The following is a 25,346-nucleotide window of genomic DNA, read 5'->3' on the forward strand; positions in this document are numbered from 1 at the left end:
CTGGGTAGAAGGCCGCCGGTGCGAGGTTTTTCAGCGTCTTTACAGCTTGCCCTGTCCGTTCACCTGGCTCTGCTGTTGCTGCTGCTTGTCCTGCTCGTTGGCGCGGTGGCGGCCGTAGAGGCAGCCGGCGGCGGCGCCGAGCACGCCATGATGGCCGGCGTAATGGCCGGCGACGCCGCCGACCACGGCGCCCTTGATGCAGCCCTTGGCGTTGGCGGCGGAGCTCGCGCCCAGCATGAGCAGCGCGGCAGTGACGGCGATGAACGGGGATTTCATGATCGATGTCTCCGGATACGGTGTCGCCGTCTCAACGAGCGTGGGCCGCTCCGGGTTCCAGCGCTCGCCACGGGGCAACGATTGAAATTCGTGCATGCGGATGCAAGCGCGACCCGCCATTGAACGGTGTGAACCCACGTACATTGCAGCGTGACCAATCGCTCGGTAGCCCGGTGTTTTCGCGGATTGATGGACCCGCGCGCCCGGCCATAGCGTTCCTCAATCCGTGGCCAATGAAGGCTGGAGCAGCATGACGGTTGAAAAGTTGAACAGGCAACGCGTGCTGCATCTGCTCGACACTTTTGCGCGCGGCGACATCGAGGCGGCGCTGTCGTGCTGCACCGACGACGTCGACTTCCTCACCCACGCGCCGATCGACGTGCTGCCGCATATGGGCCCGCGCCACGGCAAGGCCGAGCTGCGCGAGCTCTGGCAGACGGTGTGGTCGCGCTATTCCGAGATCCGCTACAAGGCGCCGCACGTCGTCGCCGACGGCGACGATGTCGCGACCTACCTGCACACCTATTTCACCAAGCGCAGCAACGGCCGCATCGTGCAGTTCGACATGGCGGTGTTTTATACCTTCCGGAACGGACAGATCGCGCAGATCCGGGAGATCATCGATTCCTACGATCTGGTGCAGCAGGTGCTGGAGCGGGAGATCGGGCCGCTGATCACGCGGGCGGGGGTGGACGACATCGAGTACTGGGCACCGCCTCGCGCTTGAACCTCCCTCACCGCTTCCCCGACCCATTCCTCGGGGCGTCATGCACGCCGGCTCTGGTGATGTTTGCCGATGAAAGTCGCGTTGCTTGCAATCTTGGGGCTGTTCCTGGGGGCGTTGGGGGGAGCCGCGCTCGGCGTCGGCGCCGGGCTCGCCTGGGTCGAGATCGCGCAGACCACCAGCTTCGAGGGCTATAGCGGCATGCTGGTGTTCCTCACCTTCATGCCTGTGGGGGCTGCGATCGGCGGGATCGGCGGCGCCGCTCTCTTCGCCATGATGGCTATGCGCGACGATGCCATCGCGATCGAGCGGGAACCGGCACGCGGCCACGACTGATCGAACTCCGGTAAGATTACGGGGTTCTATTGTAAATCTCACACTTGGCGCTCACTTGTGCATTGCAAAAACGTGAATTGCGTTTTGGCCGAAATCCCGTATTTGTTCGCATACAAATGAGTTGACCGGCCCCGGGGCACATTGCGGTGCATGGGGTTGTTTTCCGTTTTTCTACAAACCCAGCGTCAGGACTGCCCAAAATGACAGAGCACAGCCTCTGGCGTTTCTCGCGTGCGTTGCACCGCGCGATCAACGACCGGCATTTCGAGGACATCGAGGCCCTGATCGACGAGGACGTCGAATGGGCGATCTATGGCCCGATCGACATGTTTCCGTTCCTGGGCGCGCGCCAGGGCAAGGCGGCCGTGCTCCAGGTCATCCGCCAGCTCGCCGACAATTTCCACGTCCGCCGCTTCGAGCGCGAGAGCATCATGCTGGGCGTCGATTCCGCCTCCTCGATGCTACGCTATTCGCTCACGGCACTTGATTCCGACAAGCCGATCAGCTTGCGCGTCGCGCAGTTCGCCCAGTTCAGGGCGGACCGGCTCATCAGCATGCGCGTGCTGATCGACACTTTCGACCTGGTCGAGCAGGCACTCGGCCGCGCCATTCATCTGCCGAAGATGACCAGCGTCGGCTGAGGGGGACACCAACGGGCTCCGCAATTCGGGACCGATCGATTGATGCTTCCGCGACCCTGTCCTGGCCACCAGCCCCGCCGGATGCCGTCGTGGAAATGCTCGTCATCGGGCGCGCGCTTGCTCGCGCGGCCCGTTGGTTCGCTATTCTGAAGGCCCGGGCAGCTTCCAAACTGTCGCGGCATGCGCCATAATTTCGCAACGTTAGCGCCGCATCCTGTGCGCGAACTGGGCTTGCGGGCAAGGCAATGGAATTCACGACAGGTTTTGGCTGGACCCGGCTGCCGCTGGCGGCCGCGTTCATTTTCGGCTCTGTGCTGACGGCCCCGGCGCAAATCATCCCGCCCTTCTCCCCTCCCCCCGCTGCGACGGCGCCCGACGAGGAGGACGAGGTCGCAGAAGCCCCCAACGTCGCGGAAGCCCCCAACGTCAATGACACCGACGTGCTCAAGGGCATCGACGTCGACAAGCTCGACTGGAGCCAGCTCGCCATCGACGCCGGCACGCTCAACGACATCATCGCCGCCAAGAAGCGCGCGCAGGCGGCCGCCAATAACGGCATGAACTGGTCGACCAACGCCAACGCCAACGGCTCCTCGGCCGTGACCGTGAAGCAGTCGGTGTCGTCGTTCTGGGACACCCGCGTCGGCGCCGACATGACGGTGGCGAAAGAGCCGACCACGATGTCGGAGCTGATGGCGCAGAAGGCCGCCAATGGCGGCAACCTGCCGCAATCCTCCGGCAGTGCCTGGGCCGCCGCGACCGCACCTGGCGCGGGCGCGGTCTGGGACAAGACCGCGGTGGAAGCGCGCGTCGATCCCGGCGCCGAGCAGAGCAAGCTTGGCGCATCGCTGACCAAATCGATACCGCTGTCGGGCGATTATTCGCTGACGCTCCAGAACGGCTACAGCGTCAACCAGCAGGGCACGACGGCGCTGCCCGGCGTCGGCGGCCACATCACCCGCAACTACGAGACCGATCAGTCAGCCAAGGTGACCATTACCGATACCGGCACCAGCATTACCGCCGGCCAGATCATGTCCACCACCGACGACAAATGGCTGCGCAAGGTCGGCGCCGAGCAGAAGCTGTTCGACAACGTCACCGTGTCCGGCTCGGTCGGCGAAACCTCGCAAGGCGCGATCAACAAGAGCCTGACCGCGGGCTTCAAGAAGAGCTGGTGAGCTTTCTTAGGAATCCCGTAACCATACGCCACGGCAAAACCCCCGAATGGTCCGCCCTTGCCGCATCTCGGCCCCTTTGCGGTCAAAATCGGACGCCCTGATGCACCGGCCTGACACATATCGTCGTGCGGGGGACACTCGCGCTGCGCTCAACGCGAACAGGGGAATAACGATGAACGCCATGCGTCCGGAAAAGACCGAGACCACCACCGCCGAGACCGAGACGGTCGACACCAACCTCGCCGCCGTGACGGAAGTCGAAGCCGGCATCCGCGATTTCGTCCGCAACGACATCGCCTATCTGCGCCGGCCGGCCGCGGCCACCACGACCGACGCGCCGCCGCTCGATCCGAGCGCGGAAGCCACAGTCACCAACGTCAACTCGCTGATCCAGCGCGTCGCCGGCACCTCGCTTGCCGAGATCGAGAATCTGATCTCCGAGCTCGAGAGCCTGCGCGACCTGCTTCATGCCGAAGGCCAGCGCGTCCAGCGCGAGATCTCGGGCTATGCCCAGCTCAGCCAGGCCGCGATGAAGTCGACCCGCATGATCGCCGACAACGTCGCCCAGTGGAAGCGCGCCGCCGACGGCCTGCGCAACAGCTGATCGCACGTACCAAGCATCACCAGCCGCCGCGCTCCGGAAGGGGCGCGGCGGTTTTGATTCCGAAGAGGTCCCGTGCCCCGGACGCGGTGCGGCACGCAGTGACGCTCCGCAGAGCCGGGGCCCATGAATATGTGAAGCGCTGGGTCCCGGCTCTGCGCAGCAGCGCAAGAGCGCTGCTGCGCGTCCGGGACACGAGAGGAGGTGGCTCGGCCTTGAACCCACCGCCCATCCCCGCCGACCAATGCCTAGCGCCCGCAGCCTTGCGGCCGGGCCTCGGGGACATCTCAAATGGAAAGCATTCGGCCCGATAACACGGACCCGATACCGCTGCGGCCCGCGCCGAACCAGTTCGGGACCATCATGCTGCGCTTTATCGGACTGCTGGCGGTTGCGATCGCGATCTTGGCGTTCGTCTATAGCCGCTGAGAACGGAGGCCGTATCGCGGCCCCACGCGGAGGCCACTGCGCGGCCCCGCGGAGTTAACGAGTGCTTAACGGCTCGCGTCGACCGTGGAGGCTTCCAGGGTGTAGGCGCCGTCGGCGTAGCCCTTCACCACCATGCCGGCGACCAGCATCACGGCCAGCGTCGCGGTAGCGAAGATAAATCCGACCAGCTTGAGTGCGCCGCGGTCTGCCATTGATCTCGTCCCCTGTACTCTGCCCAGTTTGTTCAAATAGACAGCGACAGGTTCATAATTGGTTAGCAACTCGATGGTTCCGGTTAACTGCTTCGCAGCGACCGGCCATCTCGGAGAGGCTTATGCCAGCCGCCCGGAATCGCGTCCATAGCGCGCGGGCAACACCTGCGCGCTGATTTCTGCGCGCTGATTTCGGCCGTTCATTCTGGAACTGGTCTAAGCGCCCTTCCGCATCGGCACGAAGGCCGAAGCGGTGATGGAATAGACCTCTTCGCCACGCTGGTTGGTTCCTGTGGTGCGGGCGGTCAGGATGCCCCAGCCGGGACGCGAGGCGGAGCTGCGCTTGTCGATGACGACGCTGGAATAGCTGATGGTGTCGCCGGCCAGCACCGGCTTGATCCAGCGCAGGTCGCGAAAGCCCGGTGACGGCCCCCACACCGCAACCTCCTCGCCGCGCGCCACAGCTTCCCGCGCCAGGCGCTGGCCGTCGGCGACAAGCAGGCTCATGCAGGCCGAGCCGACATGCCAGCCGGACCCAGCTAAGCCGCCGAACAGCGAGTTCTTGCCTTCCTCCTCGTCGAGGTGGAAGCGCTGCGGATCGAACTTCGCGGCAAAGGTCTTGATGGAGTCCGCCGTGAAATTGTAGCTGCCGATGTCGCGGCGATGGCCGATCTCGATATCTTCGAAGAACCGCATCAGACCGCTCCCGCGCGCCGCTCGATCAGGATCGGCGAGGTCATCTCGCACAGCGCTTCGCCCCTGGCGTTGCGCATCGTGCATTTGAACTTGACGATGCCGAGGTTCGGCCTGCTCTTCGAGGTCCGGGCTTCGACGACGTCGACCTCGAGCATGAGGTCGTCGCCGGGTCGAAGCGGGGACAGCCAGCGCACCTCGTCGACACCGGGCGACCCCAGCGACGCGGCGCGCGTGATGAAACCGTCGGCCATCATCCGCATCATCAGCGAGCAGAGGTGCCAGCCCGAGCCGGACAGGCCGCGCAGCATGCTTTTGCCGGCGGCCTCCTCGTCCAGATGCATCGGTTGCGGATCGAACTCGGCGGCGAAAGCCAGGATCTCGTCGCGGGTGACATGGCGCGGGCCGAACGTTCCATACCGGCCGGTCGGGAAATCTTCGAAGGTCAGGGTCATCTTGGGAATGCTTTGCGGGAATGACAGATTGTGGCCGCACTTTGCGGCAATCTCAACCCGCCGGCCCGCATGGCTCGTGCTACATTCGGCGAGTCGGGCCGAACCAGCCTCATTGTTCGATTGGCGCGGCCGGGGGCGCGATCTGCCCGGGGGAGAGAAATGTTTTCATTCAACGATCTGTTTCAATGGGACCGCTTCATCACGCCGACGATCATCAAGACCTTCTACTGGCTGGTGATCGGCGTGATCTGCCTGTTCGGGCTTTCCGGAATCTTTGCCGGTCTCACCGCGATGGCGATCAGCCCGTTCGCCGGCTTCCTGGTCGTGCTGGAATCGATCGCGGGCGTCGTCGTCGGAATCGTGTTCTCGCGCATCGCCGCGGAATTGATCCTGATCGTGTTCCGCATCAACGAGCATCTCGGTGCCATCCGGGATCAGGGCGGCGGGGCGCGCTGAGGCGCCCCTCTCCGCGACTTACGTATTGAACCGGAAATGCATCACGTCGCCGTCGGCGACGACGTATTCCTTGCCTTCGAGCCGCAGCTTGCCGGCATCGCGCGCGCCGGCTTCACCGTTCAGCGCGACATAGTCCTCATACGCAATCGTCTCGGCGCGGATGAAGCCCTTCTCGAAGTCGGTGTGGATCACACCGGCGGCGCCCGGCGCCTTGGTGCCGCGATAGATGGTCCAGGCGCGCGCTTCCTTCGGTCCGACAGTGAAATAGGTGATGAGGTCGAGCAGCGTGTAGCCGGCGCGGATCAGGCGATCGAGGCCGGCCTCTTCGAGACCAAGCGTCTCCAGGAAGTCGGTGCGCTCCTCGCGCGAGATCGTGGCGATCTCGGATTCGATCTTGGCGGAGATGACGACGGCAACGGCGCCTTCCTTGGCGGCCTGGTCCTGCACCGCCTTCGAGAATGAATTGCCGGTGGCGGCCGAGCCTTCCTCGACGTTGCAGACATAGAGCACGGGCTTGGACGACAGCAGGCCGAGCATGCCGAAGGCGCGCTCTTCCTCCGCCTTGCGCTCGACGAGGCGCGCGGGCTTGCCCTCGCGCAGCAGCACCAGCGTGCGGTTGACGAGGTCGAGCTGCTCCTTGGCGTCCTTGTCGTTGCCCTTGGCCTTCTTGGTGAGGTTGTCGACGCGCTTCTCGAGGCTGTCGAGGTCGGCCAGCATCAGCTCGGTCTCGATGGTCTCGATATCGGCGAGCGGCGCGATCTTGCCCTCGACATGGGTGATGTCGGAATCTTCAAAGCAGCGCACGACATGCGCGATGGCGTCGACCTCGCGGATGTTTGCCAGGAACTGGTTGCCGAGGCCTTCGCCCTTGGAGGCGCCGCGCACGAGGCCGGCGATGTCGACGAAAGTCAGCCGGGTCGGAATGATCTGCGCCGATTTGGCGATCGCCGACAGCTTGTCGAGCCGCGGATCGGGCACCGCGACCTCGCCGACATTCGGCTCGATGGTGCAGAACGGATAGTTCGCGGCCTGCGCCGCGGCCGTCTCGGTCAGCGCATTGAACAAGGTCGACTTGCCGACATTGGGCAATCCGACGATTCCGCATTTGAATCCCACGAGCGTTATTCCTTGCCGTTCTCGTCCTTGGTCAAAAATCCCTTCGCCTGCATCGCGAGATGCACCCTGTTGGCAAAGGTCGCGTCCGTGCCTTTGACGATCAGCGCGGCATGCTCGGCCACCGCATCGCAGAGCGTCGTCACCCAGTCGCTGTCGGCCTTGGCGAAGTCGGACAGCACATGGCCGTGCACCATCTCCTTGACGCCGGGATGACCGATGCCGAGCCGCACCCGGCGATACTCGTTGCCGATATGCGCGGAGATCGAGCGCAGGCCGTTATGGCCGGCGATGCCGCCGCCGATCTTCACCCGCACCTTGCCCGGCGGCAGTTCGAGCTCGTCGTGAAACACCGTGGTGTCGCCCGGCGCGATCTTGAAGAAGCTCGCCGCCTCCTGAACGCTGCGGCCGGAGTCGTTCATAAAGGTCGCCGGCTTGAGCAGGATGATGCGCTCCGTGCCGAGCGTGCCTTCCGAGGTCTCGCCCTGAAAGCGACGGCGCCATGGTGCGAAACCATGACGCCGCGCAATCTCGTCGACGGCCATGAAGCCGATATTGTGCCGGTTACGTGCGTATTTCGCGCCGGGATTGCCGAGCCCAACAAAGAGTCGCATGACGCGGCGCGCCCCTCAGCCAGCACGCGGTCAGCGACCGCGCGCCAGCTTCTCTGAGAGATTACTTCTTCTTGTCGCCGCCGGCCGGAGCCTTGGCAGCCGCCGCCGGAGCAGCAGCACCCGCAGCCGGAGCAGCACCTGCTGCCGGAGCTGCAGCACCTGCCGCCGGAGCCGCGCCACCAGCAGCAGCCGCAGCCGCGGCCTTCTGCTCTTCGGCGTAGCCGGACGGCGGAACGATGGTGACGAGGGTCGCGTCCTCGCGGGTCAGCGCCTTAACGCCGGCCGGAAGCGTGACGTCCGACAGATGCAGCGAGTGACCGATTTCCAGCGCGCCGACGTCGGCCTCGATGTACTGCGGGATGCTCTCGACGCCGCATTCGAGCTCGATCGCGTGTGCGACGATGTTGACGGTGCCGCCGCGCTTCACGCCGGGCGAACCTTCAGCCTTCACGACATGCAGCGGGACGCTGATGCGGATGGTGGCGCCTTCGCCGAGACGCATGAAGTCGACGTGGATCGGGAAATCCTTGACCGGATCAAGATGGTAGTCGCGCGGAATGACGCGGTGCTTCTTGCCGTCGAGCTCGACGTCCACCAGTGTGGTCAGGAACCGGCCCGCGAGGATGCGCTGGCGCAGTTCACGATCATCAACCGAGATCGGGAGCGGGGGCTGGTTGTTACCATAGATCACTCCGGGTACGCGCCCGGCGCGACGCTCAGCCCGGGCGGCCCCCTTGCCGCTCTTCGGACGTGCGGTCGCCTTCAATTCCTTGACGGTCGTCGCCATAGTCTAAGTCCTTGTTTTTGCAAAAGTTAATGGGCCGCAGCGCGGCCCATGGCATCGTTCGCAGCAAGCCTCCAGGGGTGCGGGGGCCACGAACTGGCGGGCTTTTACCCGGAAGATGCAGAAATGACAAGGAGAATGGCTGTTGGAAGGCGGTTCCCACCCTCCCCTGGAGCGGGAGGGTAAGAAAGAGCGACTACCCGCCGAGCTTGGCCTCCAGCGCGGCGATGCGCGCCTTCAGGGCCTCGTTCTCCTCGCGGGCGAGGCGGGCCATGTCCTTGACCACCTCGAACTCCTCGCGCTTGACCAGGTCCATGTCGCGCAGGAATTTTTCGGCCTGATTGCGCAGCACCGTGTCGAACTCCCGCTTGGCACCCTGGGCAGCCCCGGCGGCGTCGTTCATCAGGCGGCCGATCTCGTCGAAAAACCGGTTGGTGGTCTGGGTCATGTCGGTCTCCTGATCAGTCTCGCGATCGGCTTCTCGATCGGTTTCTTGGCGGCCTGCGATAAACTTTGCGCGAACGCGCCAAAAGACAATGGCAATCCGCGGAGGCCGGTTCAAGGGCCGCCGGCGGTATCCTTGTCATGCCCCGGTTTCCTTGCAATCGTATTCCACGTCCCTGCATAACAAGAATCAGAAGGCGGAACGCAAGACATGATCGAGCAGCAGATCGCTATTCCCACCAAGGACGGCCACACCGCGACCTTCATCGTCCATCCCGAGCGTGGCGGACCGTTCCCGGTCATCCTGTTCTACATGGACGCGCCGGCCATCCGCGAGGAGCTGCGCGACATGGCGCGCCGGCTCGCGACGTCAGGCTACTACGTGATGCTGCCGAACCTCTATTACCGTTCCGGCGTGATGGAGCTCGGCGCGCTGCCGGTCGATCCGAACGCGCCGGAGCGCAAGCGCATGTTCGCGCTGATGGGCTCGCTCACGATTCCCATGATCATGGACGACACGCGCGCGCTGCTCACCTATGCCGAGGGCCAGACCGCCGCGAACACCAAAATCATCGGCACCGTCGGCTATTGCATGAGCGGTCGTTACGCCGTGAATGCCGCCACGCATTTCCCCGATCGCGTCAAGGCCGCCGCCTCGGTCTACGGCACGCAGCTTGCGACCGATCAGGACGACAGCCCGCATCTCGCGGCAGCCAAGACCAAGGCCGAGCTTTATTTCGCCTGCGCCGAGACCGACATCTATGCGCCTTCAGAGATCATCGAGAAGGTGAAGCAGGGCATGAGCGGCGCCAAAGCCGAGGTCGAGATCTATCCCGGCACCCATCACGGCTTCGCCTTCCCCAAGCGTCCGGTCTATGACCGTGACGCCGCCGAGCGGCATTGGGAGCGTCTGCTGGCGCTCTATCGCCGCAACCTCGTCCAACATTAGCAGGCGCGATGCCCTTTCTGCTTATCGACTTTCCGTCGTTCAGTCCGGTCGCGGTCGCGATCGGACCGTTCGCGATCCGCTGGTACGCGCTCGGCTATATCTGCGGGATCACGTTCGGCTGGTTCTATGCGCGTACCCTGATCAAGAAAGACAGGCTGTGGGCCGGCGCGTCGCCGATCAGCCTGACGCAGATCGACGATTTCATCCTGTGGGTGACGCTCGGCATCATTGTCGGCGGCCGCACCGGTTACGTCCTGTTCTACAATCTGCCCTTCTTCATCGAGCATCCTTCTGCCATCTTCAAATTGTGGGAGGGCGGCATGTCCTTCCACGGCGGCTTCCTCGGCTGCGTCGTGGCGGTGGTGTGGTTCGCCCGGAGGAATGGCATCTCGATCCTGTCGCTCGGCGACATCACCTGCGGCGTTGCGCCGATCGGGATCTTCCTGGTGCGGCTGACGAACTTCATCAATGGCGAGCTGTGGGGTCGCGCGGCCGACCCGAGCCTGCCCTGGGCCATGATTTTCCCGACCGGCGGTGACGTGCCGCGCCATCCGAGCCAGCTGTACGAAGCGGGCATGGAGGGCATCCTGCTGTTCGTCGTGCTCGCGGTGATGATCCGGATGGGGGCCTTGAAGCGGCCGGGGCTCATCCTCGGCAGCTTCATCCTGATCTACGGCCTGACCCGGATCATCGGCGAGCATTTCCGCGAGCCGGACGTCCAGCTCGGCTACCTCTGGGGCGGATTAACCATGGGCATGCTGCTGTCGATCCCGATGCTTATCGTCGGCGGTATACTTATTGTATTGGCTGTCAGGCGCGGTGCGCCGAAGCCGGTCGATGCCGTTGGTTAATTCATTTCGAGAAGACACGTGACCGAACAGCCATTGCTGAACGAGATCAAGGCGCTGATCAAATCCTCAGGCCCCATGCCGGTCTGGCGATACATGGAAGCGTGCCTGATGCATCCGCGCTACGGTTATTACGTCTCGCGCGATCCATTGGGCCGCGAAGGCGACTTCACCACCTCCCCCGAAGTCAGCCAGATGTTCGGCGAGCTGTTGGGATTGTGGACCGCCTCGGTCTGGAAGCAGATGGGCTCGCCGCAATTCCTGCGGCTGATCGAGATCGGCCCCGGCCGCGGCACCATGATGGCGGACGCGCTGCGCGCACTGCGCGTGCTGCCGCCGCTCTATCAGGGGCTCAGCATCCACCTGGTCGAGGTCAATCCGGTCCTGCGCGAGCGGCAGAGTGCGACATTGTCGGGCGTGCGCAACAGCATCACCTGGCACGACAACATCGACGACGTGCCCGAAGGACCGAGCATCATCCTCGCCAACGAATATTTCGACGTGCTGCCGATTCACCAGATGGTGAAGCGCGAGGACGGCTGGCACGAGCGCGTGATCGAGATCGATCCCAACGGCAAGCTTCAGTTCGGCGCGGCCGCCGAGCCGACGCCGCGCTTCGACGTGCTGCTGCCGCCCCTGGTGCGCGCGGCGCCCGTCGGCGCGGTGTTCGAATGGCGGCCCGATACCGAGATCATGAAGCTCGCCACGCGCGTGCGCGACCAGGACGGCGCGGCGCTGATCATCGACTACGGTCATTTGCGCAGCGATGCCGGCGACACCTTTCAGGCCATCGCACGTCACACCTTCACTGATCCCCTGAAGGCGCCGGGCCAGGCCGACGTCACCGCCCATGTCGACTTCCAGGCGCTGGCGCGCGCGGCCGAGGATGTCGGCGCCCGCGTGCACGGGCCGGTGACGCAGGGCGATTTCCTCAAGCGCGTCGGCATCGACACCCGCGCAGCCGCGCTGATGCAGAAGGCGACGCCGGAGGTGGCCACCGACATTTCCGTGGCGCTGAAGCGGCTGACCGACACCGGGCGCAGCGGCATGGGCACGATGTTCAAGGTGCTCGGCATCTCCGAGCCGCGGCTGACGGGCCTTGCTGGCCTCAGCGATCTCGAACAGGCCGGAGGCCATTGATGACTCTCACTTCATCGCTGCTCTCAGGCGTACCCGGCCTGCGCCATTCCTTCTTCACCCGTGAGGGCGGCGTCTCCAACGGCATCTATGCGGCGCTGAACGGCGGGCTCGGCTCCAGCGACGATCAGACCCTTGTTGCAGAGAACCGCCGCCGCATGGCCGAGCATGTCGGCGTTGCACCGGAGCGCTTCGTCAGCCTGCATCAGATCCATTCGCCCGACGTCCTCGTCGCAGATCGCGCATGGCCGAGCGGCCCGCGGCCGAAGGGGGATGCGCTGGTGACCAAGACGCCGGGCATCGCGCTCGGCGTCTCCACCGCCGATTGCGGACCGGTCCTGTTCGTCGATCCCAACGCGGGTGTGATCGGCGGCGCGCATGCCGGCTGGAAGGGCGCGCTGACGGGCGTGCTGGAATCGACGATTCTCGCGATGGAAAAGCTCGGCGCCAGCCGCAGCGGCATCATCGCCGCGATCGGCCCGCTGATCCGGCAGGACAGCTACGAGGTCGGCAACGAGTTCGTCGCGCGCTTCATCGAGGCGGATGCTGACAACGCCGTGTTCTTCATCCCGTCGGTGCGCGAAGGCCACGCGATGTTCGACCTCGCCGGCTTCATCCGCAAGCGGCTGGAAGCCGCCGGCATTCTGATGATCGACGATCTCGGTCTGGACACCTATGCCGACGAGCGCTTCTTCAGCTATCGCCGTTCAGTTCATCGCAAGGAGCCGGATTACGGCCGCCACGTTCACGCGATTGCCCTGGAAGGGTGAACACACAGGCAACGTCGTTTCATTCCGGGGCGATGCACAAACTTCGCGCCCGTAATGCACCGGATCTGTGTCGCCTCTGCCCTAGACCTTAATCGATTTTAACGATATCGCTGCCCTCAATGAGGGAAGCGTCATCCATCTTGCGCCGCGCCGGTTCGCGCGGGCTCGCGGTCATGCTGCTGGCGGCAGCGACCGCGCTGGCCGGCTGCGCCGGAGGCGGCGGTAATGCCGCCAATTCCTATGCGATGGCGACGCCAAGCGCCGGCTCCGGAGCGACGGTTGCCTTCGAGTCCATCGACGGGCCGCCGCCGCAGGTTTTCGACCGTATGGTCGGCGTGCTCGACAGCGAATCCAAGCTGCGCAGCCTGTCCGTGGTCTCCCGCGAGGGGACGGCTGCCTTCCGCGTGCGCAGCTACCTCTCCGCCCAGGTGGTCCGCGGCAAGACCGTGATCGCCTGGGTCTGGGACGTCTACGACGCCAACCAGCAGCGGGCGCTGCGCCTCTCGGGCGAGGAACCGACCACGGCCAAGGGTGGCCGCGACCCATGGACTGCCGCCGACGACCTCGTGCTGCGGAAGATCGCCCAGGCCGGATTCAGCGGACTTTCCAATATGATCAACGGTGCTCCGGGTGATGCGCCGGGCCCGGTTCCCGGCCTGCGCGGGCCCGCGGTGGCGAGCGTGACGCCGGAGGCGGCGGTGCCGGAGGTGCCGGCCTCGGCGCTCGGCTACGCCCAGCAATAACCACCGCTAAACCACGGGCCCAACTACCAGCCAAGCCGTTGGCCCGACTCAGGATTTTCAGAGGGAAAACGTAGCATCCCGGGTTGCCATTGCGGCCTCTCGCCTGATATTTCCTCGCCCGTCGTAACCGTGCTCCCAGTGGGTATTCTTTGATGTTGAACGTCGTATCCAGCAAAGCGCGGGAGGAAGCATCCATGTCGGCCAAGAACGGCTCCATCAAGCTTGTCGCCGGCAACTCCAACCCCGCGCTCGCGCAAGCGATCGCGCAGGGCCTCGATGTGCCGCTGACCAAAGCAGTGGTCCGGCGTTTCGCCGACATGGAGATCTTCGTCGAGGTCCAGGAGAACATCCGCGGCTCGGATGCCTTCATCATCCAGTCGACCTCGTTTCCGGCGAACGACAATCTGATGGAGCTGCTGATCATCACCGACGCGCTGCGCCGCTCCTCGGCGCGCCGCATCACCGCGGTGATCCCCTATTTCGGCTACGCCAGGCAGGACCGCCGCTCCGGCTCGCGCACGCCCATCTCGGCCAAGCTCGTCGCCAACCTGATCACCCACGCCGGCGTCGACCGCGTCATGACGCTCGACCTGCATGCCGGCCAGATCCAGGGCTTCTTCGATATCCCGACCGACAATTTGTTCGCGGCCCCCGTGATGGTGCGCGACATTCGCGAACGTTTCGACCTCTCCAAGGTGATGGTGATCTCGCCCGACGTCGGCGGCGTGGCCCGCGCCCGCGGCCTCGCCAAGCGCATCAACACCCCGCTCGCGATCGTCGACAAGCGCCGCGAACGTCCGGGTGAATCCGAGGTCATGAACGTGATCGGCGACGTCTCCGGCTACAGCTGCATCCTGGTCGACGACATCGTCGATTCCGGCGGCACGCTGGTGAACGCGGCCGATGCGCTGATCGCCAAGGGCGCCAAGGATGTCTACGCCTACATCACCCACGGCGTGCTCTCCGGCGGCGCGGCCGCGCGTATCGCCGGCTCGAAGCTGAAAGAGCTCGTCATCACCGACTCGATCCTGGCGACGGAAGCGGTGACCAAGGCGCCGAACATCCGCACGCTGCCGATCGCAAGCCTGATCTCGGATGCGATCGCGCGCACCGCGGCGGAAGAGTCGGTCTCGAGCCTGTTCGACTAAGCTTTTCGGACTTGTAAGGTCTCGTAGGGTGGGCAAAGGCGCAAAGCGCCGTGCCCACCTTTTTCTTTTGAGATGCAGACGGTGGGCACGCTTGCGCTTTGCCCACCCTACGGCACCGAACTCTGACGCGCCGCGGCGCCCCTCCCCGCACCCGCGGGTTGTTGCCGGCTGCCGCCCATGACATCATCATGACACCGAGTCATCTCTGCCCTCTGGATGCCTGATGCCCCGCCGGAAATTCGCTTGGGAAAAATTGTCGGATGACGAGTTGCTCAAGCAGCGTCTCTCCAGCCTGAGGGTCACGGTCGAGGGCACCTGGCTCGAAGACTGCGTTGGCACGCTTCACGAAGAGCTCGAGGAGCGCGGCATCCGGCTACGGCCGCACACGTGGATCTCGAGCGAATGGTTCAGTCCGGGAGATGTGCCCGGCATCGCGCTGCCCTTCTATCTCGCCCATCCTCGCCTGATGAAGCTCGAGAAGAAGATGATGTTCGACGTCGAGGGCGGAACCTGGCGCGAGTGCATGGCCATCCTTCGTCACGAGGCGGGCCACGCGCTGCAGCACGGCTACCAGTTGCAGCGCCGCCGGCGCTGGCAGCAGCTGTTCGGTCCGTCGTCGAAGCACTATCCGCGCTACTACCGGCCCAACCCGGCAAGCCGGCGCTACGTCCAGCATCTCCGGCTCTGGTACGCGCAGAGCCACCCGGACGAGGACTTTGCCGAAACCTTCGCGGTATGGCTGCGGCCGCGCTCGAATTGGCGGACGCGATATGCCGGCTGGCCGGCGCTGAAGAAGCTCGAATATGTCGACGAGCTGATGGGCGAGATTGCGGGAAAGCGGCCGCTGATCACGACGCGGGAGCGCGTCGATCCACTGAGCAAGCTCAGCCAGACGCTCGAAGACCACTACAAGAAGAAGCAGGATTTCTACGCCTTCACGCCACCGAAGACCTACGACCGCGACCTCTCCCGGCTGTTTTCAGCCGATCCCCGGCATCATCGGTCCCAACCGGCTTCGAGCCTGATCAGGCGACATCGTGCCCAGATCAGGCAGTTGGTCGCGCGATGGACCGGCGAGAACCAGCTTACGCTCGATGCCGTGCTTGACGACATGATCTCCCGCTGCCGCGAGCTCGATTTGCGCGCGGTGGGCCCTGAACAGAAGCTCGTTCTCGATTTCACCGTCCTCGTGACCGCCAAGACGATGCACGCGCTGTTTGGCCCGTCTCGGCGCAAATGGATCGCGCTATGAGACGACTCCGTATTCTCGTGCTGATGCATCCGGACTTCATGCCGCCGGACTCGACCGACGGATACACGCCACAGGAAATCAACAGCTGGAAGACGGAATACGACGTCGTCAGCACCTTGCGCGCCGCCAAACATGAGGTTCGTGTCCTCGGCGCTCAGGAGGAAATCAGGCCGGTGCGCGAGGCGATCGAGCAATTCAAGCCGCACGTGGTTTTCACGCTGCTCGAGGAATTTCACAACAACGTCGCTTACGACCAGCACATCGCCAGCTATCTCGAGCTGATGAAGGTGCCCTACACCGGCTGCAATCCGCGCGGCCTGATCCTGGCGCGCGGCAAGGATCTGTCCAAGACGCTGGTGCATCACCGTCGCATCGCAGCGCCAGCTTTCGCCGTGTTCCCGATGCGGCGCAAGGTGAAACGGCCAAAGCATCTTGCGCTGCCGCTGATCGTCAAGGCGCTCAACATGGATGGCTCCTTCGGCATCTCGCAGGCCTCCATCGTCGATACCGACGAGAAGCTCGCTGAACGCGTTGCCTTCATCCACGAGCGGGTCGAGACCGCCGCCATCGCCGAGCAGTTCATCGAAGGCCGCGAGCTCTATGTCGGCGTGCTCGGCAACAACCGGCTGCGCGTGCTGCCGGTGTGGGAATTGAAATTCGGCAGCATGGGCGGGCGCAGCTCACGCCACATCGCAACCGAAAAAGCCAAGCACGACACCGACTATCAGGAGAAGGTCGGCATCGTTGACGGGCCGGCGAAAGACCTTGCGCCCGAGGTCACCGCACGGATCCAGCGTGCCGCAAAGCGCATCTACCGGGCGCTGGGCCTCGACGGCTACGCGCGCATCGACTTTCGCCTCGCCGCCGATGGCACCCCGTATTTCATCGAAGCCAACCCCAATCCCGAGATCGCCAAGAGCCAGGAATTCGCCACGGCGGCTCAGCACGACGGGCTGAAGTACAAGGATCTGCTGCATCGGATTCTGACGCTCGGCATCAGCCGCGCCAAAGCGGGCGTGTCTCTGGGCTGAGCGCAGGTTCAGGCAATGCCCGGCAGCACCACGTCCCTCATCAGCGCGAGCATCACCGCCGTCTGCTCCTGGCCGGATCGCTGATAGTTGCCGCAGTGAATCACCACGACGAGATCGCGCGCGGGGATCACGAACAGATACTGGCCGCCCCAACCGACCCCGCCGAACCAATGCAACGGCTGCGCCGTCGCGAAATCGCCCATGTACCAGTGATAGCCGTAGTGACGACCGAAGCTGATCGGGACGACCGGCGTGGTCACGCGCCTCACCCAGTCGGTCGGGACGATGGATCTGCCATTCCAGCTACCGCCCGCCAGCATGAGCTGACCAATCTTGACGAGATCGCGCGGCAGCAGACGCGCCCCTGACGCTGCACGGGGCTCGCCGTCACGGCCGACGCGCCAGTCGGACGGACCAAATCCCATGGGATCGAACAGCACGCGGCGGCAATAGGCCGGCAGGGCTTCGCCGGTGCCCCTCGCGATGAGCCGTCCGAGCAGCGCGGTGGCGCCGCCGCAATAGGTCCACTTCACACCGGGCTCACCGACGATCGGACGTTCGAGAATGAAGCGATAGCGGTCGGGCGCGGCCTCCATCGCCGTTTCGCCGTTGCGTGGATCGCCGTACACGATCGTGAGCTCGTCCCAGTCGAAGCCGAGCGTCATCGACAGCAGATGATGGATCGTAAGCTTGTCACGGCCCGGCTGCGCGGCGAGATCAGCATATTCCGGAAACTGCGCGTAGAGCTTTGCGTCCGGCGGCGGCACCTTGCCTTCGGCGAGTGCAACGCCATAGGCGAGACCGACGATGCTCTTCGAGACGGAACGCAGATCATGCAGCACGTCGGGGCCGAAGACGACGTCGCCGAGCGCAGCGCCCAGGCGCTCGTCCGGGCCCTGCCCGTAATGCTCGAACACGAGCTTGCCGCCCTGGCTGACTAAAACCGCATGCAGACCGGGCACCTTTCCGGCCTGCGTGAGCGCGGCGAGGCGCTCGGCGGTGTCGGACGATGCGGCAAGGGCAGGCATGGCCCAAGGGAAAGTCGACGGCAGAGCCACGCTCGCGCCAAGACCAGCCAGCAGATGACGACGGTTGAGATAGGCCATGGGTCATTTCCTCCGGAATAGGGTATTCACAGGTACCTTGCAATGCATAGTACCTTGCTATATAAGCTCCCTCGAAAGCGGTGTAGTCAAGGAGGAAATGGCCGACTCGTCGAATCAGGTTCAGCTCAAGAAGGGCGCGCTGGAGCTCTGCGTGCTCGCTCTGCTCGCGCGCGGCGAGAGCTATGCCTATGAGATCGCGAGCACGCTGTCGGCCGGCGTCGGCATGGGTGAAGGCACGATCTATCCGCTGATGCGGCGCATGCAGGATGACGGGCTGGTCGATACCCGCCTGGAGGAATCCAGCAGCGGCCCGCCGCGCAAATACTACCGGCTGACGGCCGCCGGCCGCGCCGCCTTCACCGCGCAAAAGCGCGAATGGCGCAGCTTTACGGACGCCGTGGACCGCCTCCTCGGAGACAGCAGATGACCCGCGACGATTTCCTTCACATCCTCGCCGATGGGCTCACGGGGCTGCCCGCGCGTGAGATCGACGACATCCTGGCCGACTACGCCGCTCATTTCGAGGAAGCGCGAGCGTCAGGACGGACCGAGCAAGACGTCGCCGCCGCACTTGGCGATCCCCGGCGGCTGGCGCGCGAGCTGCGCGCCGAGACCGGATTGCGCCGGTGGGAGAACCATCACTCCTTCCGCAACTCGACGGCCGCCCTGTTCGCGCTCAGCGGCCTCGCCGTGGTCGATATCATCCTGCTGCTGCCGCTGCTGCTGGCCGTTCTGCTGATCCTGCTCGTGATCGCCTTCGTGATGTGCGTGCTGGGAATCATCGGCATCGGCTTGCTGATCAGCGTCTACAAGCATTTCGGCGATGGACGGATCGTCGAGCTGATCCTGCGCGGGCTGGCAGGCGTCGCGCTGGTGACCACCGGCGCAGGGTTCGCTGCGCTACTGGCGCTTGGGCTCAATACGGCCGTCCGATGGCTCGGCAACTACGCGCGGCTGCATTACCGGCTGCTCAAGCCCGACCCGAGCGCGCATTCGTAGGGTGGGCAAAGCGCAAGCGTGCCCACCCTCTCCATCAATCGGGAAAGATCGTGGGCACGGCGCTTTGCGCCTTTGCCCACCCTACGGCAGCTAACCCGCCTCGGCCTTCGCGCTCACCACTTCGGCAAATGACTTGAAGAACTCACCCGCGAGCTTTGTCGCGGTCGAGTTGATCAACCTGGCGCCGAGCTGGGCGAGCTTGCCGCCGATCTGGGCGTCGACCTCATAGTGCAGCACCGTGACGTCGGCGCTTTCGGATTCCAGCCGCACCACCGCGCCGCCTTTCGCAAAACCGGCGACGCCGCCGGAGCCTTCGCCCGAGATGCGATAGGCGTTCGGCGGATCGAGATCGGACAGGGTCACCTTGCCGCTGAACGTCGCCTTCACCGGGCCGACCTTGAAGACCACCGTGGCCGTCATCTCGTTCGGCGCGGTCACGTCGAGCGACTGGCAGCCGGGAATGCACTGCTTCAGCACAGCGGGATCGTTCAGCGCCGCCCACACCTGCTCGCGTGACGCCGGGATGCGCTGGCTGTCGTTCATCTGCATGATCGGTCACTCTCTGCTTGCTGGCTGATTGGCGGCGCGCTGACCGCGCCTACGTTCGACGGTGATCTCGGCGAGGATCGACATTGCGATCTCCTCGGGCGTGATGGCGCCGAGATCGAGCCCGGCCGGTGCCTTGAAATCATCGATCGCAGCAGCGTCGGCGCCTTCCGCAAGGAGCTTTGCGCGGAGCGAAGCCATCTTTCGGCGGCTGCCGACGAAGGCGTGATAACAGGCCCGGGTCGCGACCGCCGCGCGCAAGGCGGCCTCGTCGCCCTTGCCTTGCGTGGAGACCACGACGAAACGCTTGGCGTCGTTGAGCTCGCCGAGCTGGTAGCCGTCCATGATCATATCGGCATCCGGCGGCGCGGTGAGATCGGCGGCAGGCGCGGCAAGCGTGACGTGGTAACCAAGCACGCGCGCCTGTGCGGCGAGCGACAGGGCTACCGGGCTCGCACCGAGAATGACGAGCGAGGGATGCGGCAGCACCGGCTCGACGAAGATATCCATGGTACCCTTGCTCGGGCACATGTTGCTGGCGAAGCGAATGCCGTCGCGGCTCTCGCCCGCAGTGACGCCCAGCTCGGCCAGCACATTTTCCGGCTGCACCGACACCATGCGCGGCTCGCCATCAGCGAGCGCCTCGCGCGCCGCCTTCAGCACCGCGCCCTTGGCGCAGCCGCCGCCGATCCAACCCGCGACGATGGTGCCGTCGGCCGCGATGATCGCTTTGGCGCCAGCCTTCGCCGCGGTCACCGAAACCGTCCGCACCACCGTCGCGAGCACGAAGGCGCGCTCGGCAGCCTTCATCTGCGCTATGAGATCCAGCACCTCGACATGAGCGGTCATCGCAACATCCCTCAGAGCTTCGCCAGATAGGGTTCGAGCGCACGCAGGCTTTGCAGCGAATTCGCGGGCGCATAGAGATCGACATGCGGCAGCGCCGCCTTGATGCCCCTGGCTTCGGGCGCATAGCCCTCCCAGGCCATCATCGGATTGAGCCAGACGATGCGCCGGCAGCGGCGGTGCAGCGCCGCCATTTCGCGGCCGAGCAGCGAGGCATCGCCGGTCTCGTAACCATCGGACACGATCATCACGCAGCTGCGCGAATGGATCACGCGCGCGGCATGCCAACGGTTGAAGGTCTGTAAGGACTCGCCGATCCTGGTGCCGCCGCCCGCGCCCTGCGCCATGATCGAGAGCCGGTCGAGCGCGCGGCCCGCATCCTTCTCCTTCATCGCATCGGAAACGTAAGCGAGCCGCGTGTGGAACAGAAACGCCTCGGCCTCGCGGAACTGGTCGAGCACGCCGTGGATGAAGCGCAGGAACACGGCGGTGTACATGCTCATCGAGCCGGAGGCATCGAGCAGCACGACCAGCCGCAGCGGCTTGTCCTTGCGCTGCCGCTTGACGAGGCTGATCGGCACGCCGCCATGGCTGATGTTGCGATGGATGGTGCGGCGGAGATCGAGCCGGTAGCCGCGCCGGCGCGCCAGATCCCGCCGGGTCAGGCGCGTGCGCATCGCCTTGGCGAGTTGTGCCGCGGCTTCATGGGCCTGCGCGACCTGGTCGGGATCGCTGAGCCTTCGGAAATCGACCTCGGCAAAGTTCTCGGTGCGCGAGGCGCCCTCCATGCGGCCCTCGCCTGCGCCGCCTTCCGGCGCATCGTCCGAGGACGGAAGCTGATCAGCAACTGACTGATGGCCGCCCTGCTCTGCGACCGTATCCTGCAAGCGCTTCAAGGACGGATTATTGGCGCCGGGCGTCGACCCCATGGTCCGGGACCGCGAGCGCACGCGCTTGCCGAGCCAGAACGCATCGAAGAGCCCGTCGAACTTGTCCCAGTCGGACTTGCGCGCCGAGAACAAATGCTTGAACGCCGCGCGCAACAGCCCCGGCTTTGCTGCGTATCCCGCCGACATCAGCGCCGCGGCATCCTGCCCCTCCGCCAATCCAACGCGAAAGCCGGCATCGCGCAGCGTGCGCAGGAAGGCGGCGAGCCGCGCGGACACGAGGCGGGAGACCTCATTGAGATCATCAAATCCGGGACTGGAGCCACAGCAGCTCATGCGACCTTCCCCAGCAGGCGTTGCGTCACCTCGGGCGTGACCCGGGCGCGGTCCTCGTGGGTCTTGAGCAGGCAGACCAGCGTCTCATGCACGGTTTCGGGCGCATCGTGGAGATCGCGGACGTCGAGACCGACCAGCGCCGCCGCCCAGTCCAGCGTCTCCGCGACGCCCGGAACCTTGCGAAGCTCCTCCTTGCGCACGCCTTCGACCATACGCGCGATCTGCAGCGATAACGACGGGCTCGCGCCTGCGACACGCGCGAGAATGATGCGGGTCTCGCGATCGACGTCGGGATAATCGACATAGTGATAGAGACAGCGCCGGCGCAGCGCGTCGGAGAGCTCGCGCGTACCGTTCGAGGTCAGCACGACATGCGGGATGGTGATTGCGGGAATGGTGCCGAGCTCGGGGATCGAGACCTGGAAATCGGATAGCAGCTCGAGCAGGAACGCCTCGAACTCGTCGTCGGCGCGGTCGATCTCGTCGATCAGCAGCACCGGCGCCTGCGGGCGGCGGATCGCCGCGAGCAAGGGGCGCTCCAGCAGGTATTTTTCCGAGAAGACCTGGTCCTCGATGCTGTCGGTGCCGCGATGGGCCTGGATGGCCAGCAATTGGCGCTGGTAGTTCCACTCGTAAAGCGCGGCGGACTGGTCGAGGCCTTCATAGCATTGCAGCCGGATCAGCTCGGTCGCATGCACCTTGGCCAGCGCCTTCGCCACCTCGGTCTTGCCGACGCCCGCTTCGCCCTCTAGCAGCAGCGGACGCCGCAGCAATTGCATCAGCGAGATCGCGGTCGCGAGGTCCGCATCGGCGATGTAGCCCGATGCGGCCAGCGCTTGCGCGATCTCGTCACGGCCTTTCATCGTCAGGCCACCGCCCCGAGATCCTTCGCCGCCTTCCAGTTGCGCCAGAAATCGTGCGGCATCTGGATGTGCGTGGACCCCAGGAACGAGAACGCGTCATTGACGGCGTTGGAGAAGGCCGGCACGCCGCCGACATTCGGGCTCTCGCCGACGCCCTTGGCGCCGATCGGGTGATGCGGCGACGGGGTGACGGTGAAGTCGGTCTCCCAATGCGGTGTCTCCACCGCGGTCGGCATGAAGAAGTCCATGAACGAGCCGGTGACGACGTTGCCGACCTCGTCGTAGCGGATCTCCTGGCCCATCGCGATCGCGAACGCTTCGGTGAGGCCGCCATGCACCTGCCCCTCGATGATCATCGGGTTGATGCGGGTGCCGCAATCGTCGAGCGCGTAGAAGCGCCGGACCTTGTACACGCCGGTATCGACGTCGATGTCCATCACGCAGAGATAGGCGCCGAACGGATAGGTCATGTTGGGCGGATCGTAATAGCTGACCGCTTCCAGTCCCGGCTCCATGCCCGGCGGCACCGAGTTATAAGCCGCCCAGCAGATATCCTTCATCGACATGAATTTTTCCGGCAAGCCCTTCACCCGGAAGCCGTCGATGTCGAATTCGAGATCGTCCTCGTGGACCTCGAGCTTGTACGCCGCGATCATCTGCGCCTTGGCCTTGATCTTTCGCGCGGCCATGGCGATTGCCGCACCAGCAACCGGCGTCGAGCGCGAACCGTAGGTGCCGAGCCCGTAAGGCGCGGTGTCGGTGTTGCCCTCTTCCACCATGATGTTGTCGGCGGGAATGCCGATCTCGGTCGCGATGATCTGGGCCCAGGTGGTCTCGTGGCCCTGGCCCTGGCTCTTGGTGCCCATGCGCGCGATGCCCGCACCGGTCGGATGCATGCGGATCTCGCAGGAATCGAACATCGCGATGCCGAGGATGTCGCAATTCTTCGACGGGCCGGCGCCGACAATCTCCGTGAAGAAGGAGATGCCGAGGCCCATGATCTCGCGAGTCTCGCCGCGAGCGAACGCGGCCCGCTTCTCCGCCTGCTCTTTGCGGAGCGCGGCATAGCCGGTGGTCTCCATCATCTTGCGCATGGCGGTGTGGTAGTCGCCGGAATCGTATTCCCAGCCCAGCGCCGAGTGATACGGAAACTGCTCCGGCTTGATGAAGTTCTTCAGCCTTAGCTCGGCCGGATCCATGTTGAGCTTCTGGGCCAGAATATCCATGGCGCGCTCGATGCAGTAGGCGGCCTCCGTGACGCGGAACGAGCAGCGGTAGGCGACGCCGCCGGGCGCCTTGTTGGTGTAGACGCCGTCGACAGCCAGATGCGCGGTCGGGAAGTCATAGGAGCCGGTGACGATGTTGAAGAAGCCGGCCGGCCATTTCGACGGGTCGGCGCAGGCGTCGAACGCGCCGTGATCGGCGAGCACGTGCACACGAAGCCCCGTGACCTTGCCGTCCTTGGTCGCGGCGATCTCGGTGGTCATGTGATAGTCGCGCGCGAACGAGGTCGCGGTGAGGTTCTCGATACGGTCCTCGACCCATTTCACCGGCTTGCCGGTGACGATGGAGGCGACGGCGGCGCAGATATAGCCGGGATAGGCGCCGACCTTGTTGCCGAAACCGCCGCCGATATCGGGGGCGATGACGTGGATCTTCTGCTCCGGCAGCTTGGCGATCAGCGCCACCACGGTGCGGATCACGTGCGGGGCCTGGAAGGTGCCGTAGATCGTCAGCTCGCCCTTGATCTTGTCGAAGGAGCAGACGCACTGGCAGGTCTCCAGCGGCGACGGATGGGTCCGGTGGTAGGAGATCATCTCCTTGATCTTGACCTCGGCCTTGTTGAAGGCCGCGTCGGTCAGCTCCTTGTCGCCGACGGTCCACTCGAAGATGTGGTTGTCGTGCTTGCGCGGTCCGTGCGCGCCCGACATCTTGCCGACGAGGTCTTCGCGCAGCACCGGCGCGTCCTTGTCCATCGACTTGAAGGGATCGACCAAAGGCGGCAACGGCTCGTATTCGACGACCACCTTGTTGATGCCGTCGTCAGCCGCATAACGGTCGGTGGCGACCACGAAGGCGACCTCCTGGTTCTGGAACAGCACCTTGCCGTCGGCCAGAACCATCTGCACGTCGCCGGCCAGGGTCGGCATCCAGGCGAGGTTGACGGTCTTCAGCGTCTCGGCGGTGATGACCGCGAGCACGCCGGGGACCTTCAGCGCCTCGCTGTCGTCGATCTTCTTGACGCGCGCATGCGGATGCGGCGATCGGACGAAGTCGCCGTGCAGCATGCCCGGCAGCTTGACGTCGTCGACGTAGTTGCCCTTGCCTTGCGTGAAGCGGATGTCCTCGACGCGCTTGCGCTTGCAGCCCATGCCTTCGAGTGCGGCGGTGCGTTGTTCCCGCGTGGGAGTCATGTCGTTCATTCTGCGGCCTCCCGGAATTCCACGCCGTTGATCTTGGCGCTCGCGTATTGAATGGCTTTGACGATGTTCTGGTAGCCGGTGCAGCGGCAGATGTTGCCGGAGATGCCCATCCGGATTTCCGGCTCGCTCGGCGAGGGATTCTCCTTCAGCAGCCGATGCGCGCGCATGATCATGCCGGGCGTGCAGAAGCCGCATTGCAGGCCGTGCATCATGCGGAAGCCTTCCTGAAGCGCGGACAGCGTGCCGTCGGCATTGGCCATGCCCTCGACCGTGGTGATGTCGCTTCCCTGGGCCTGCACCGCGAACATGGTGCAGGACTTCACCGACATGCCGTCGATATCGACGGTGCAGGCGCCGCAATGGGTGGTCTCGCAGCCGATATGGGTACCGGTCATCTGCAAGTTCTCGCGGATGAAGTGCACCAGCAACGTGCGCGGCTCGACGAGGCCTTCGACCTCGGTACCGTTCACCTTCATGGTGACGTGTGTTTTGGCCATCGGTCC

General features: G+C 64.8%; 32 protein-coding genes. 17 read left to right on the forward strand and 15 right to left on the reverse strand.

Features of this window, described 5'->3' with window-relative positions; all coding sequences use genetic code 11:
- Window positions 1-39 precede the first annotated feature (39 nt).
- Window positions 40-276: a hypothetical protein gene (locus tag NLM31_RS38345; protein ID WP_254195607.1), complete on the reverse strand. Its 237-nt coding sequence runs from the start codon at window positions 274-276 to the stop codon at window positions 40-42.
- A gap of 250 nt (window positions 277-526) precedes the next feature.
- Here NLM31_RS38345 and NLM31_RS38350 point away from each other — a divergent pair, with 250 nt between their 5' ends.
- The 6 genes from NLM31_RS38350 (at window position 527) to NLM31_RS38375 (ending at window position 4,188) form a co-directional block, all read left to right on the forward strand.
- Window positions 527-1,003 (forward strand): nuclear transport factor 2 family protein, encoded by a 477-nt coding sequence (locus NLM31_RS38350; protein WP_254134353.1) that lies wholly within the window; start codon window positions 527-529, stop codon window positions 1,001-1,003.
- 69 nt (window positions 1,004-1,072) lie between these two features.
- Window positions 1,073-1,336 carry a hypothetical protein gene (locus NLM31_RS38355; RefSeq protein ID WP_254134354.1) on the forward strand — a complete coding sequence of 88 codons (264 nt, stop codon included), beginning with the start codon at window positions 1,073-1,075 and terminating at the stop codon, window positions 1,334-1,336.
- Window positions 1,337-1,536: 200 nt separating this feature from the next.
- Window positions 1,537-1,977, forward strand: a complete 441-nt coding sequence (locus tag NLM31_RS38360; RefSeq protein ID WP_254134355.1) for a nuclear transport factor 2 family protein — start codon at window positions 1,537-1,539, stop codon at window positions 1,975-1,977.
- A gap of 245 nt (window positions 1,978-2,222) precedes the next feature.
- Window positions 2,223-3,158 carry a hypothetical protein gene (locus NLM31_RS38365; protein WP_254195608.1) on the forward strand — a complete coding sequence of 312 codons (936 nt, stop codon included), beginning with the start codon at window positions 2,223-2,225 and terminating at the stop codon, window positions 3,156-3,158.
- Window positions 3,159-3,330: 172 nt separating this feature from the next.
- Window positions 3,331-3,762, forward strand: a complete 432-nt coding sequence (locus NLM31_RS38370; RefSeq protein ID WP_254134357.1) for a hypothetical protein — start codon at window positions 3,331-3,333, stop codon at window positions 3,760-3,762.
- Between the two features lie 288 nt (window positions 3,763-4,050).
- Window positions 4,051-4,188, forward strand: a complete 138-nt coding sequence (locus NLM31_RS38375; RefSeq protein ID WP_254134358.1) for a hypothetical protein — start codon at window positions 4,051-4,053, stop codon at window positions 4,186-4,188.
- Between the two features lie 65 nt (window positions 4,189-4,253).
- Here NLM31_RS38375 and NLM31_RS38380 read toward each other — a convergent pair whose 3' ends face one another.
- The 3 genes from NLM31_RS38380 to NLM31_RS38390 form a co-directional block, all read right to left on the reverse strand.
- Window positions 4,254-4,400 carry a hypothetical protein gene (locus tag NLM31_RS38380; RefSeq protein ID WP_164938884.1) on the reverse strand — a complete coding sequence of 49 codons (147 nt, stop codon included), beginning with the start codon at window positions 4,398-4,400 and terminating at the stop codon, window positions 4,254-4,256.
- 216 nt (window positions 4,401-4,616) lie between these two features.
- On the reverse strand, window positions 4,617-5,096 hold the full coding sequence (locus NLM31_RS38385; RefSeq protein WP_254195609.1) for a MaoC family dehydratase: 480 nt from the start codon (window positions 5,094-5,096) through the stop codon (window positions 4,617-4,619).
- Window positions 5,096-5,548 carry a MaoC family dehydratase gene (locus NLM31_RS38390; RefSeq protein ID WP_254195610.1) on the reverse strand — a complete coding sequence of 151 codons (453 nt, stop codon included), beginning with the start codon at window positions 5,546-5,548 and terminating at the stop codon, window positions 5,096-5,098. Before NLM31_RS38390 ends, NLM31_RS38385 begins: the two co-directional genes overlap by 1 nt.
- 159 nt (window positions 5,549-5,707) lie before the next feature.
- On the opposite strand from NLM31_RS38390, the gene NLM31_RS38395 reads away from it, so the two are divergent.
- Window positions 5,708-6,004, forward strand: coding sequence for a DUF4282 domain-containing protein (locus tag NLM31_RS38395; RefSeq protein ID WP_254134361.1), 297 nt, complete (start codon window positions 5,708-5,710; stop codon window positions 6,002-6,004).
- 18 nt (window positions 6,005-6,022) lie between these two features.
- On the opposite strand, the gene ychF is transcribed toward NLM31_RS38395, so the two are convergent.
- The 4 genes from ychF to NLM31_RS38415 all read right to left on the reverse strand — a co-directional run bounded on the left by ychF (window position 6,023) and on the right by NLM31_RS38415 (window position 8,963).
- Complete coding sequence (gene ychF, locus NLM31_RS38400) at window positions 6,023-7,120, reverse strand: redox-regulated ATPase YchF (protein ID WP_254134362.1); 1,098 nt, start codon at window positions 7,118-7,120, stop codon at window positions 6,023-6,025.
- A gap of 5 nt (window positions 7,121-7,125) precedes the next feature.
- Window positions 7,126-7,731, reverse strand: coding sequence for an aminoacyl-tRNA hydrolase (pth, locus tag NLM31_RS38405; protein ID WP_254134363.1), 606 nt, complete (start codon window positions 7,729-7,731; stop codon window positions 7,126-7,128).
- Window positions 7,732-7,792: 61 nt separating this feature from the next.
- Complete coding sequence (locus NLM31_RS38410) at window positions 7,793-8,518, reverse strand: 50S ribosomal protein L25/general stress protein Ctc (RefSeq protein WP_254134364.1); 726 nt, start codon at window positions 8,516-8,518, stop codon at window positions 7,793-7,795.
- A 193-nt stretch (window positions 8,519-8,711) separates the two neighbouring features.
- Window positions 8,712-8,963: an accessory factor UbiK family protein gene (locus NLM31_RS38415; protein WP_148777675.1), complete on the reverse strand. Its 252-nt coding sequence runs from the start codon at window positions 8,961-8,963 to the stop codon at window positions 8,712-8,714.
- Window positions 8,964-9,170: 207 nt separating this feature from the next.
- Between NLM31_RS38415 and NLM31_RS38420 the strand changes: the two genes are divergently transcribed.
- From NLM31_RS38420 to NLM31_RS38455, 8 genes are all read left to right on the forward strand, one after another.
- Window positions 9,171-9,908: a dienelactone hydrolase family protein gene (locus NLM31_RS38420; RefSeq protein WP_254195611.1), complete on the forward strand. Its 738-nt coding sequence runs from the start codon at window positions 9,171-9,173 to the stop codon at window positions 9,906-9,908.
- 8 nt (window positions 9,909-9,916) lie between these two features.
- On the forward strand, window positions 9,917-10,759 hold the full coding sequence (lgt, locus tag NLM31_RS38425; protein ID WP_254195612.1) for a prolipoprotein diacylglyceryl transferase: 843 nt from the start codon (window positions 9,917-9,919) through the stop codon (window positions 10,757-10,759).
- An 18-nt stretch (window positions 10,760-10,777) separates the two neighbouring features.
- Window positions 10,778-11,896: a class I SAM-dependent methyltransferase gene (locus NLM31_RS38430; RefSeq protein WP_254134367.1), complete on the forward strand. Its 1,119-nt coding sequence runs from the start codon at window positions 10,778-10,780 to the stop codon at window positions 11,894-11,896.
- Window positions 11,896-12,663 (forward strand): peptidoglycan editing factor PgeF, encoded by a 768-nt coding sequence (pgeF, locus tag NLM31_RS38435; protein WP_254195613.1) that lies wholly within the window; start codon window positions 11,896-11,898, stop codon window positions 12,661-12,663. The genes NLM31_RS38430 and pgeF overlap by 1 nt, the downstream gene beginning before the upstream one ends.
- Window positions 12,664-12,782: 119 nt before the next feature.
- Complete coding sequence (locus NLM31_RS38440; protein WP_254195614.1) at window positions 12,783-13,406, forward strand: hypothetical protein; 624 nt, start codon at window positions 12,783-12,785, stop codon at window positions 13,404-13,406.
- Between the two features lie 194 nt (window positions 13,407-13,600).
- Complete coding sequence (locus NLM31_RS38445; RefSeq protein ID WP_187437466.1) at window positions 13,601-14,554, forward strand: ribose-phosphate pyrophosphokinase; 954 nt, start codon at window positions 13,601-13,603, stop codon at window positions 14,552-14,554.
- Between the two features lie 223 nt (window positions 14,555-14,777).
- Window positions 14,778-15,806, forward strand: a complete 1,029-nt coding sequence (locus tag NLM31_RS38450) for a putative zinc-binding metallopeptidase (RefSeq protein ID WP_254134370.1) — start codon at window positions 14,778-14,780, stop codon at window positions 15,804-15,806.
- The gene (locus NLM31_RS38455) at window positions 15,803-16,837 is read left to right on the forward strand and encodes an ATP-grasp domain-containing protein (protein WP_254134371.1); all 1,035 of its coding nucleotides are present in this window, start codon (window positions 15,803-15,805) and stop codon (window positions 16,835-16,837) included. The genes NLM31_RS38450 and NLM31_RS38455 overlap by 4 nt, the downstream gene beginning before the upstream one ends.
- A gap of 8 nt (window positions 16,838-16,845) precedes the next feature.
- On the opposite strand, the gene NLM31_RS38460 is transcribed toward NLM31_RS38455, so the two are convergent.
- Entirely contained in the window at window positions 16,846-17,943 is a 1,098-nt protein-coding gene (locus NLM31_RS38460; RefSeq protein WP_254195615.1) for a serine hydrolase, read from the reverse strand.
- 97 nt (window positions 17,944-18,040) lie between these two features.
- Between NLM31_RS38460 and NLM31_RS38465 the strand changes: the two genes are divergently transcribed.
- Both NLM31_RS38465 and NLM31_RS38470 read left to right on the forward strand, forming a co-directional pair.
- On the forward strand, window positions 18,041-18,370 hold the full coding sequence (locus tag NLM31_RS38465; protein WP_254134373.1) for a PadR family transcriptional regulator: 330 nt from the start codon (window positions 18,041-18,043) through the stop codon (window positions 18,368-18,370).
- Window positions 18,367-18,942 (forward strand): DUF1700 domain-containing protein, encoded by a 576-nt coding sequence (locus NLM31_RS38470; RefSeq protein ID WP_254195616.1) that lies wholly within the window; start codon window positions 18,367-18,369, stop codon window positions 18,940-18,942. Before NLM31_RS38465 ends, NLM31_RS38470 begins: the two co-directional genes overlap by 4 nt.
- A 90-nt stretch (window positions 18,943-19,032) precedes the next feature.
- Here NLM31_RS38470 and NLM31_RS38475 read toward each other — a convergent pair whose 3' ends face one another.
- The 6 genes from NLM31_RS38475 to NLM31_RS38500 are packed head-to-tail and all read right to left on the reverse strand — an operon-like array spanning window position 19,033 to window position 25,340.
- Window positions 19,033-19,491 carry a carbon monoxide dehydrogenase subunit G gene (locus NLM31_RS38475; RefSeq protein ID WP_254195617.1) on the reverse strand — a complete coding sequence of 153 codons (459 nt, stop codon included), beginning with the start codon at window positions 19,489-19,491 and terminating at the stop codon, window positions 19,033-19,035.
- A gap of 6 nt (window positions 19,492-19,497) precedes the next feature.
- The gene (locus NLM31_RS38480; protein WP_254195618.1) at window positions 19,498-20,337 is read right to left on the reverse strand and encodes an XdhC family protein; all 840 of its coding nucleotides are present in this window, start codon (window positions 20,335-20,337) and stop codon (window positions 19,498-19,500) included.
- Between the two features lie 11 nt (window positions 20,338-20,348).
- On the reverse strand, window positions 20,349-21,557 hold the full coding sequence (locus tag NLM31_RS38485) for a VWA domain-containing protein (protein WP_254195619.1): 1,209 nt from the start codon (window positions 21,555-21,557) through the stop codon (window positions 20,349-20,351).
- Window positions 21,554-22,420: a MoxR family ATPase gene (locus NLM31_RS38490; RefSeq protein ID WP_254195620.1), complete on the reverse strand. Its 867-nt coding sequence runs from the start codon at window positions 22,418-22,420 to the stop codon at window positions 21,554-21,556. Before NLM31_RS38490 ends, NLM31_RS38485 begins: the two co-directional genes overlap by 4 nt.
- Before the next feature lie 2 nt (window positions 22,421-22,422).
- Entirely contained in the window at window positions 22,423-24,843 is a 2,421-nt protein-coding gene (locus NLM31_RS38495) for an aerobic carbon-monoxide dehydrogenase large subunit (RefSeq protein WP_254134379.1), read from the reverse strand.
- Window positions 24,840-25,340: a (2Fe-2S)-binding protein gene (locus NLM31_RS38500; protein WP_254134380.1), complete on the reverse strand. Its 501-nt coding sequence runs from the start codon at window positions 25,338-25,340 to the stop codon at window positions 24,840-24,842. Before NLM31_RS38500 ends, NLM31_RS38495 begins: the two co-directional genes overlap by 4 nt.
- Window positions 25,341-25,346: the final 6 nt, after the last annotated feature.

It is taken from the genome of Bradyrhizobium sp. CCGUVB4N, from assembly GCF_024199945.1.
In the GTDB taxonomy this organism is placed as follows: Bacteria; Pseudomonadota; Alphaproteobacteria; order Rhizobiales; family Xanthobacteraceae; genus Bradyrhizobium.

Coding starts and splice junctions, on each gene's coding strand:
- NLM31_RS38345 (WP_254195607.1), bottom strand. CDS start 276: ATGAAATCCCCGTTCATCGCCGTCACTGCCGCGCTGCTCATGCTGGGC.
- NLM31_RS38350 (WP_254134353.1), top strand. CDS start 527: ATGACGGTTGAAAAGTTGAACAGGCAACGCGTGCTGCATCTGCTCGAC.
- NLM31_RS38355 (WP_254134354.1), top strand. CDS start 1,073: ATGAAAGTCGCGTTGCTTGCAATCTTGGGGCTGTTCCTGGGGGCGTTG.
- NLM31_RS38360 (WP_254134355.1), top strand. CDS start 1,537: ATGACAGAGCACAGCCTCTGGCGTTTCTCGCGTGCGTTGCACCGCGCG.
- NLM31_RS38365 (WP_254195608.1), top strand. CDS start 2,223: ATGGAATTCACGACAGGTTTTGGCTGGACCCGGCTGCCGCTGGCGGCC.
- NLM31_RS38370 (WP_254134357.1), top strand. CDS start 3,331: ATGAACGCCATGCGTCCGGAAAAGACCGAGACCACCACCGCCGAGACC.
- NLM31_RS38375 (WP_254134358.1), top strand. CDS start 4,051: ATGGAAAGCATTCGGCCCGATAACACGGACCCGATACCGCTGCGGCCC.
- NLM31_RS38380 (WP_164938884.1), bottom strand. CDS start 4,400: ATGGCAGACCGCGGCGCACTCAAGCTGGTCGGATTTATCTTCGCTACC.
- NLM31_RS38385 (WP_254195609.1), bottom strand. CDS start 5,096: ATGCGGTTCTTCGAAGATATCGAGATCGGCCATCGCCGCGACATCGGC.
- NLM31_RS38390 (WP_254195610.1), bottom strand. CDS start 5,548: ATGACCCTGACCTTCGAAGATTTCCCGACCGGCCGGTATGGAACGTTC.
- NLM31_RS38395 (WP_254134361.1), top strand. CDS start 5,708: ATGTTTTCATTCAACGATCTGTTTCAATGGGACCGCTTCATCACGCCG.
- pth (WP_254134363.1), bottom strand. CDS start 7,731: ATGCGACTCTTTGTTGGGCTCGGCAATCCCGGCGCGAAATACGCACGT.
- NLM31_RS38410 (WP_254134364.1), bottom strand. CDS start 8,518: ATGGCGACGACCGTCAAGGAATTGAAGGCGACCGCACGTCCGAAGAGC.
- NLM31_RS38415 (WP_148777675.1), bottom strand. CDS start 8,963: ATGACCCAGACCACCAACCGGTTTTTCGACGAGATCGGCCGCCTGATG.
- NLM31_RS38420 (WP_254195611.1), top strand. CDS start 9,171: ATGATCGAGCAGCAGATCGCTATTCCCACCAAGGACGGCCACACCGCG.
- lgt (WP_254195612.1), top strand. CDS start 9,917: ATGCCCTTTCTGCTTATCGACTTTCCGTCGTTCAGTCCGGTCGCGGTC.
- pgeF (WP_254195613.1), top strand. CDS start 11,896: ATGACTCTCACTTCATCGCTGCTCTCAGGCGTACCCGGCCTGCGCCAT.
- NLM31_RS38440 (WP_254195614.1), top strand. CDS start 12,783: ATGAGGGAAGCGTCATCCATCTTGCGCCGCGCCGGTTCGCGCGGGCTC.
- NLM31_RS38445 (WP_187437466.1), top strand. CDS start 13,601: ATGTCGGCCAAGAACGGCTCCATCAAGCTTGTCGCCGGCAACTCCAAC.
- NLM31_RS38450 (WP_254134370.1), top strand. CDS start 14,778: ATGCCCCGCCGGAAATTCGCTTGGGAAAAATTGTCGGATGACGAGTTG.
- NLM31_RS38455 (WP_254134371.1), top strand. CDS start 15,803: ATGAGACGACTCCGTATTCTCGTGCTGATGCATCCGGACTTCATGCCG.
- NLM31_RS38460 (WP_254195615.1), bottom strand. CDS start 17,943: ATGGCCTATCTCAACCGTCGTCATCTGCTGGCTGGTCTTGGCGCGAGC.
- NLM31_RS38465 (WP_254134373.1), top strand. CDS start 18,041: ATGGCCGACTCGTCGAATCAGGTTCAGCTCAAGAAGGGCGCGCTGGAG.
- NLM31_RS38470 (WP_254195616.1), top strand. CDS start 18,367: ATGACCCGCGACGATTTCCTTCACATCCTCGCCGATGGGCTCACGGGG.
- NLM31_RS38475 (WP_254195617.1), bottom strand. CDS start 19,491: ATGCAGATGAACGACAGCCAGCGCATCCCGGCGTCACGCGAGCAGGTG.
- NLM31_RS38480 (WP_254195618.1), bottom strand. CDS start 20,337: ATGACCGCTCATGTCGAGGTGCTGGATCTCATAGCGCAGATGAAGGCT.
- NLM31_RS38485 (WP_254195619.1), bottom strand. CDS start 21,557: ATGAGCTGCTGTGGCTCCAGTCCCGGATTTGATGATCTCAATGAGGTC.
- NLM31_RS38490 (WP_254195620.1), bottom strand. CDS start 22,420: ATGAAAGGCCGTGACGAGATCGCGCAAGCGCTGGCCGCATCGGGCTAC.
- NLM31_RS38495 (WP_254134379.1), bottom strand. CDS start 24,843: ATGAACGACATGACTCCCACGCGGGAACAACGCACCGCCGCACTCGAA.
- NLM31_RS38500 (WP_254134380.1), bottom strand. CDS start 25,340: ATGGCCAAAACACACGTCACCATGAAGGTGAACGGTACCGAGGTCGAA.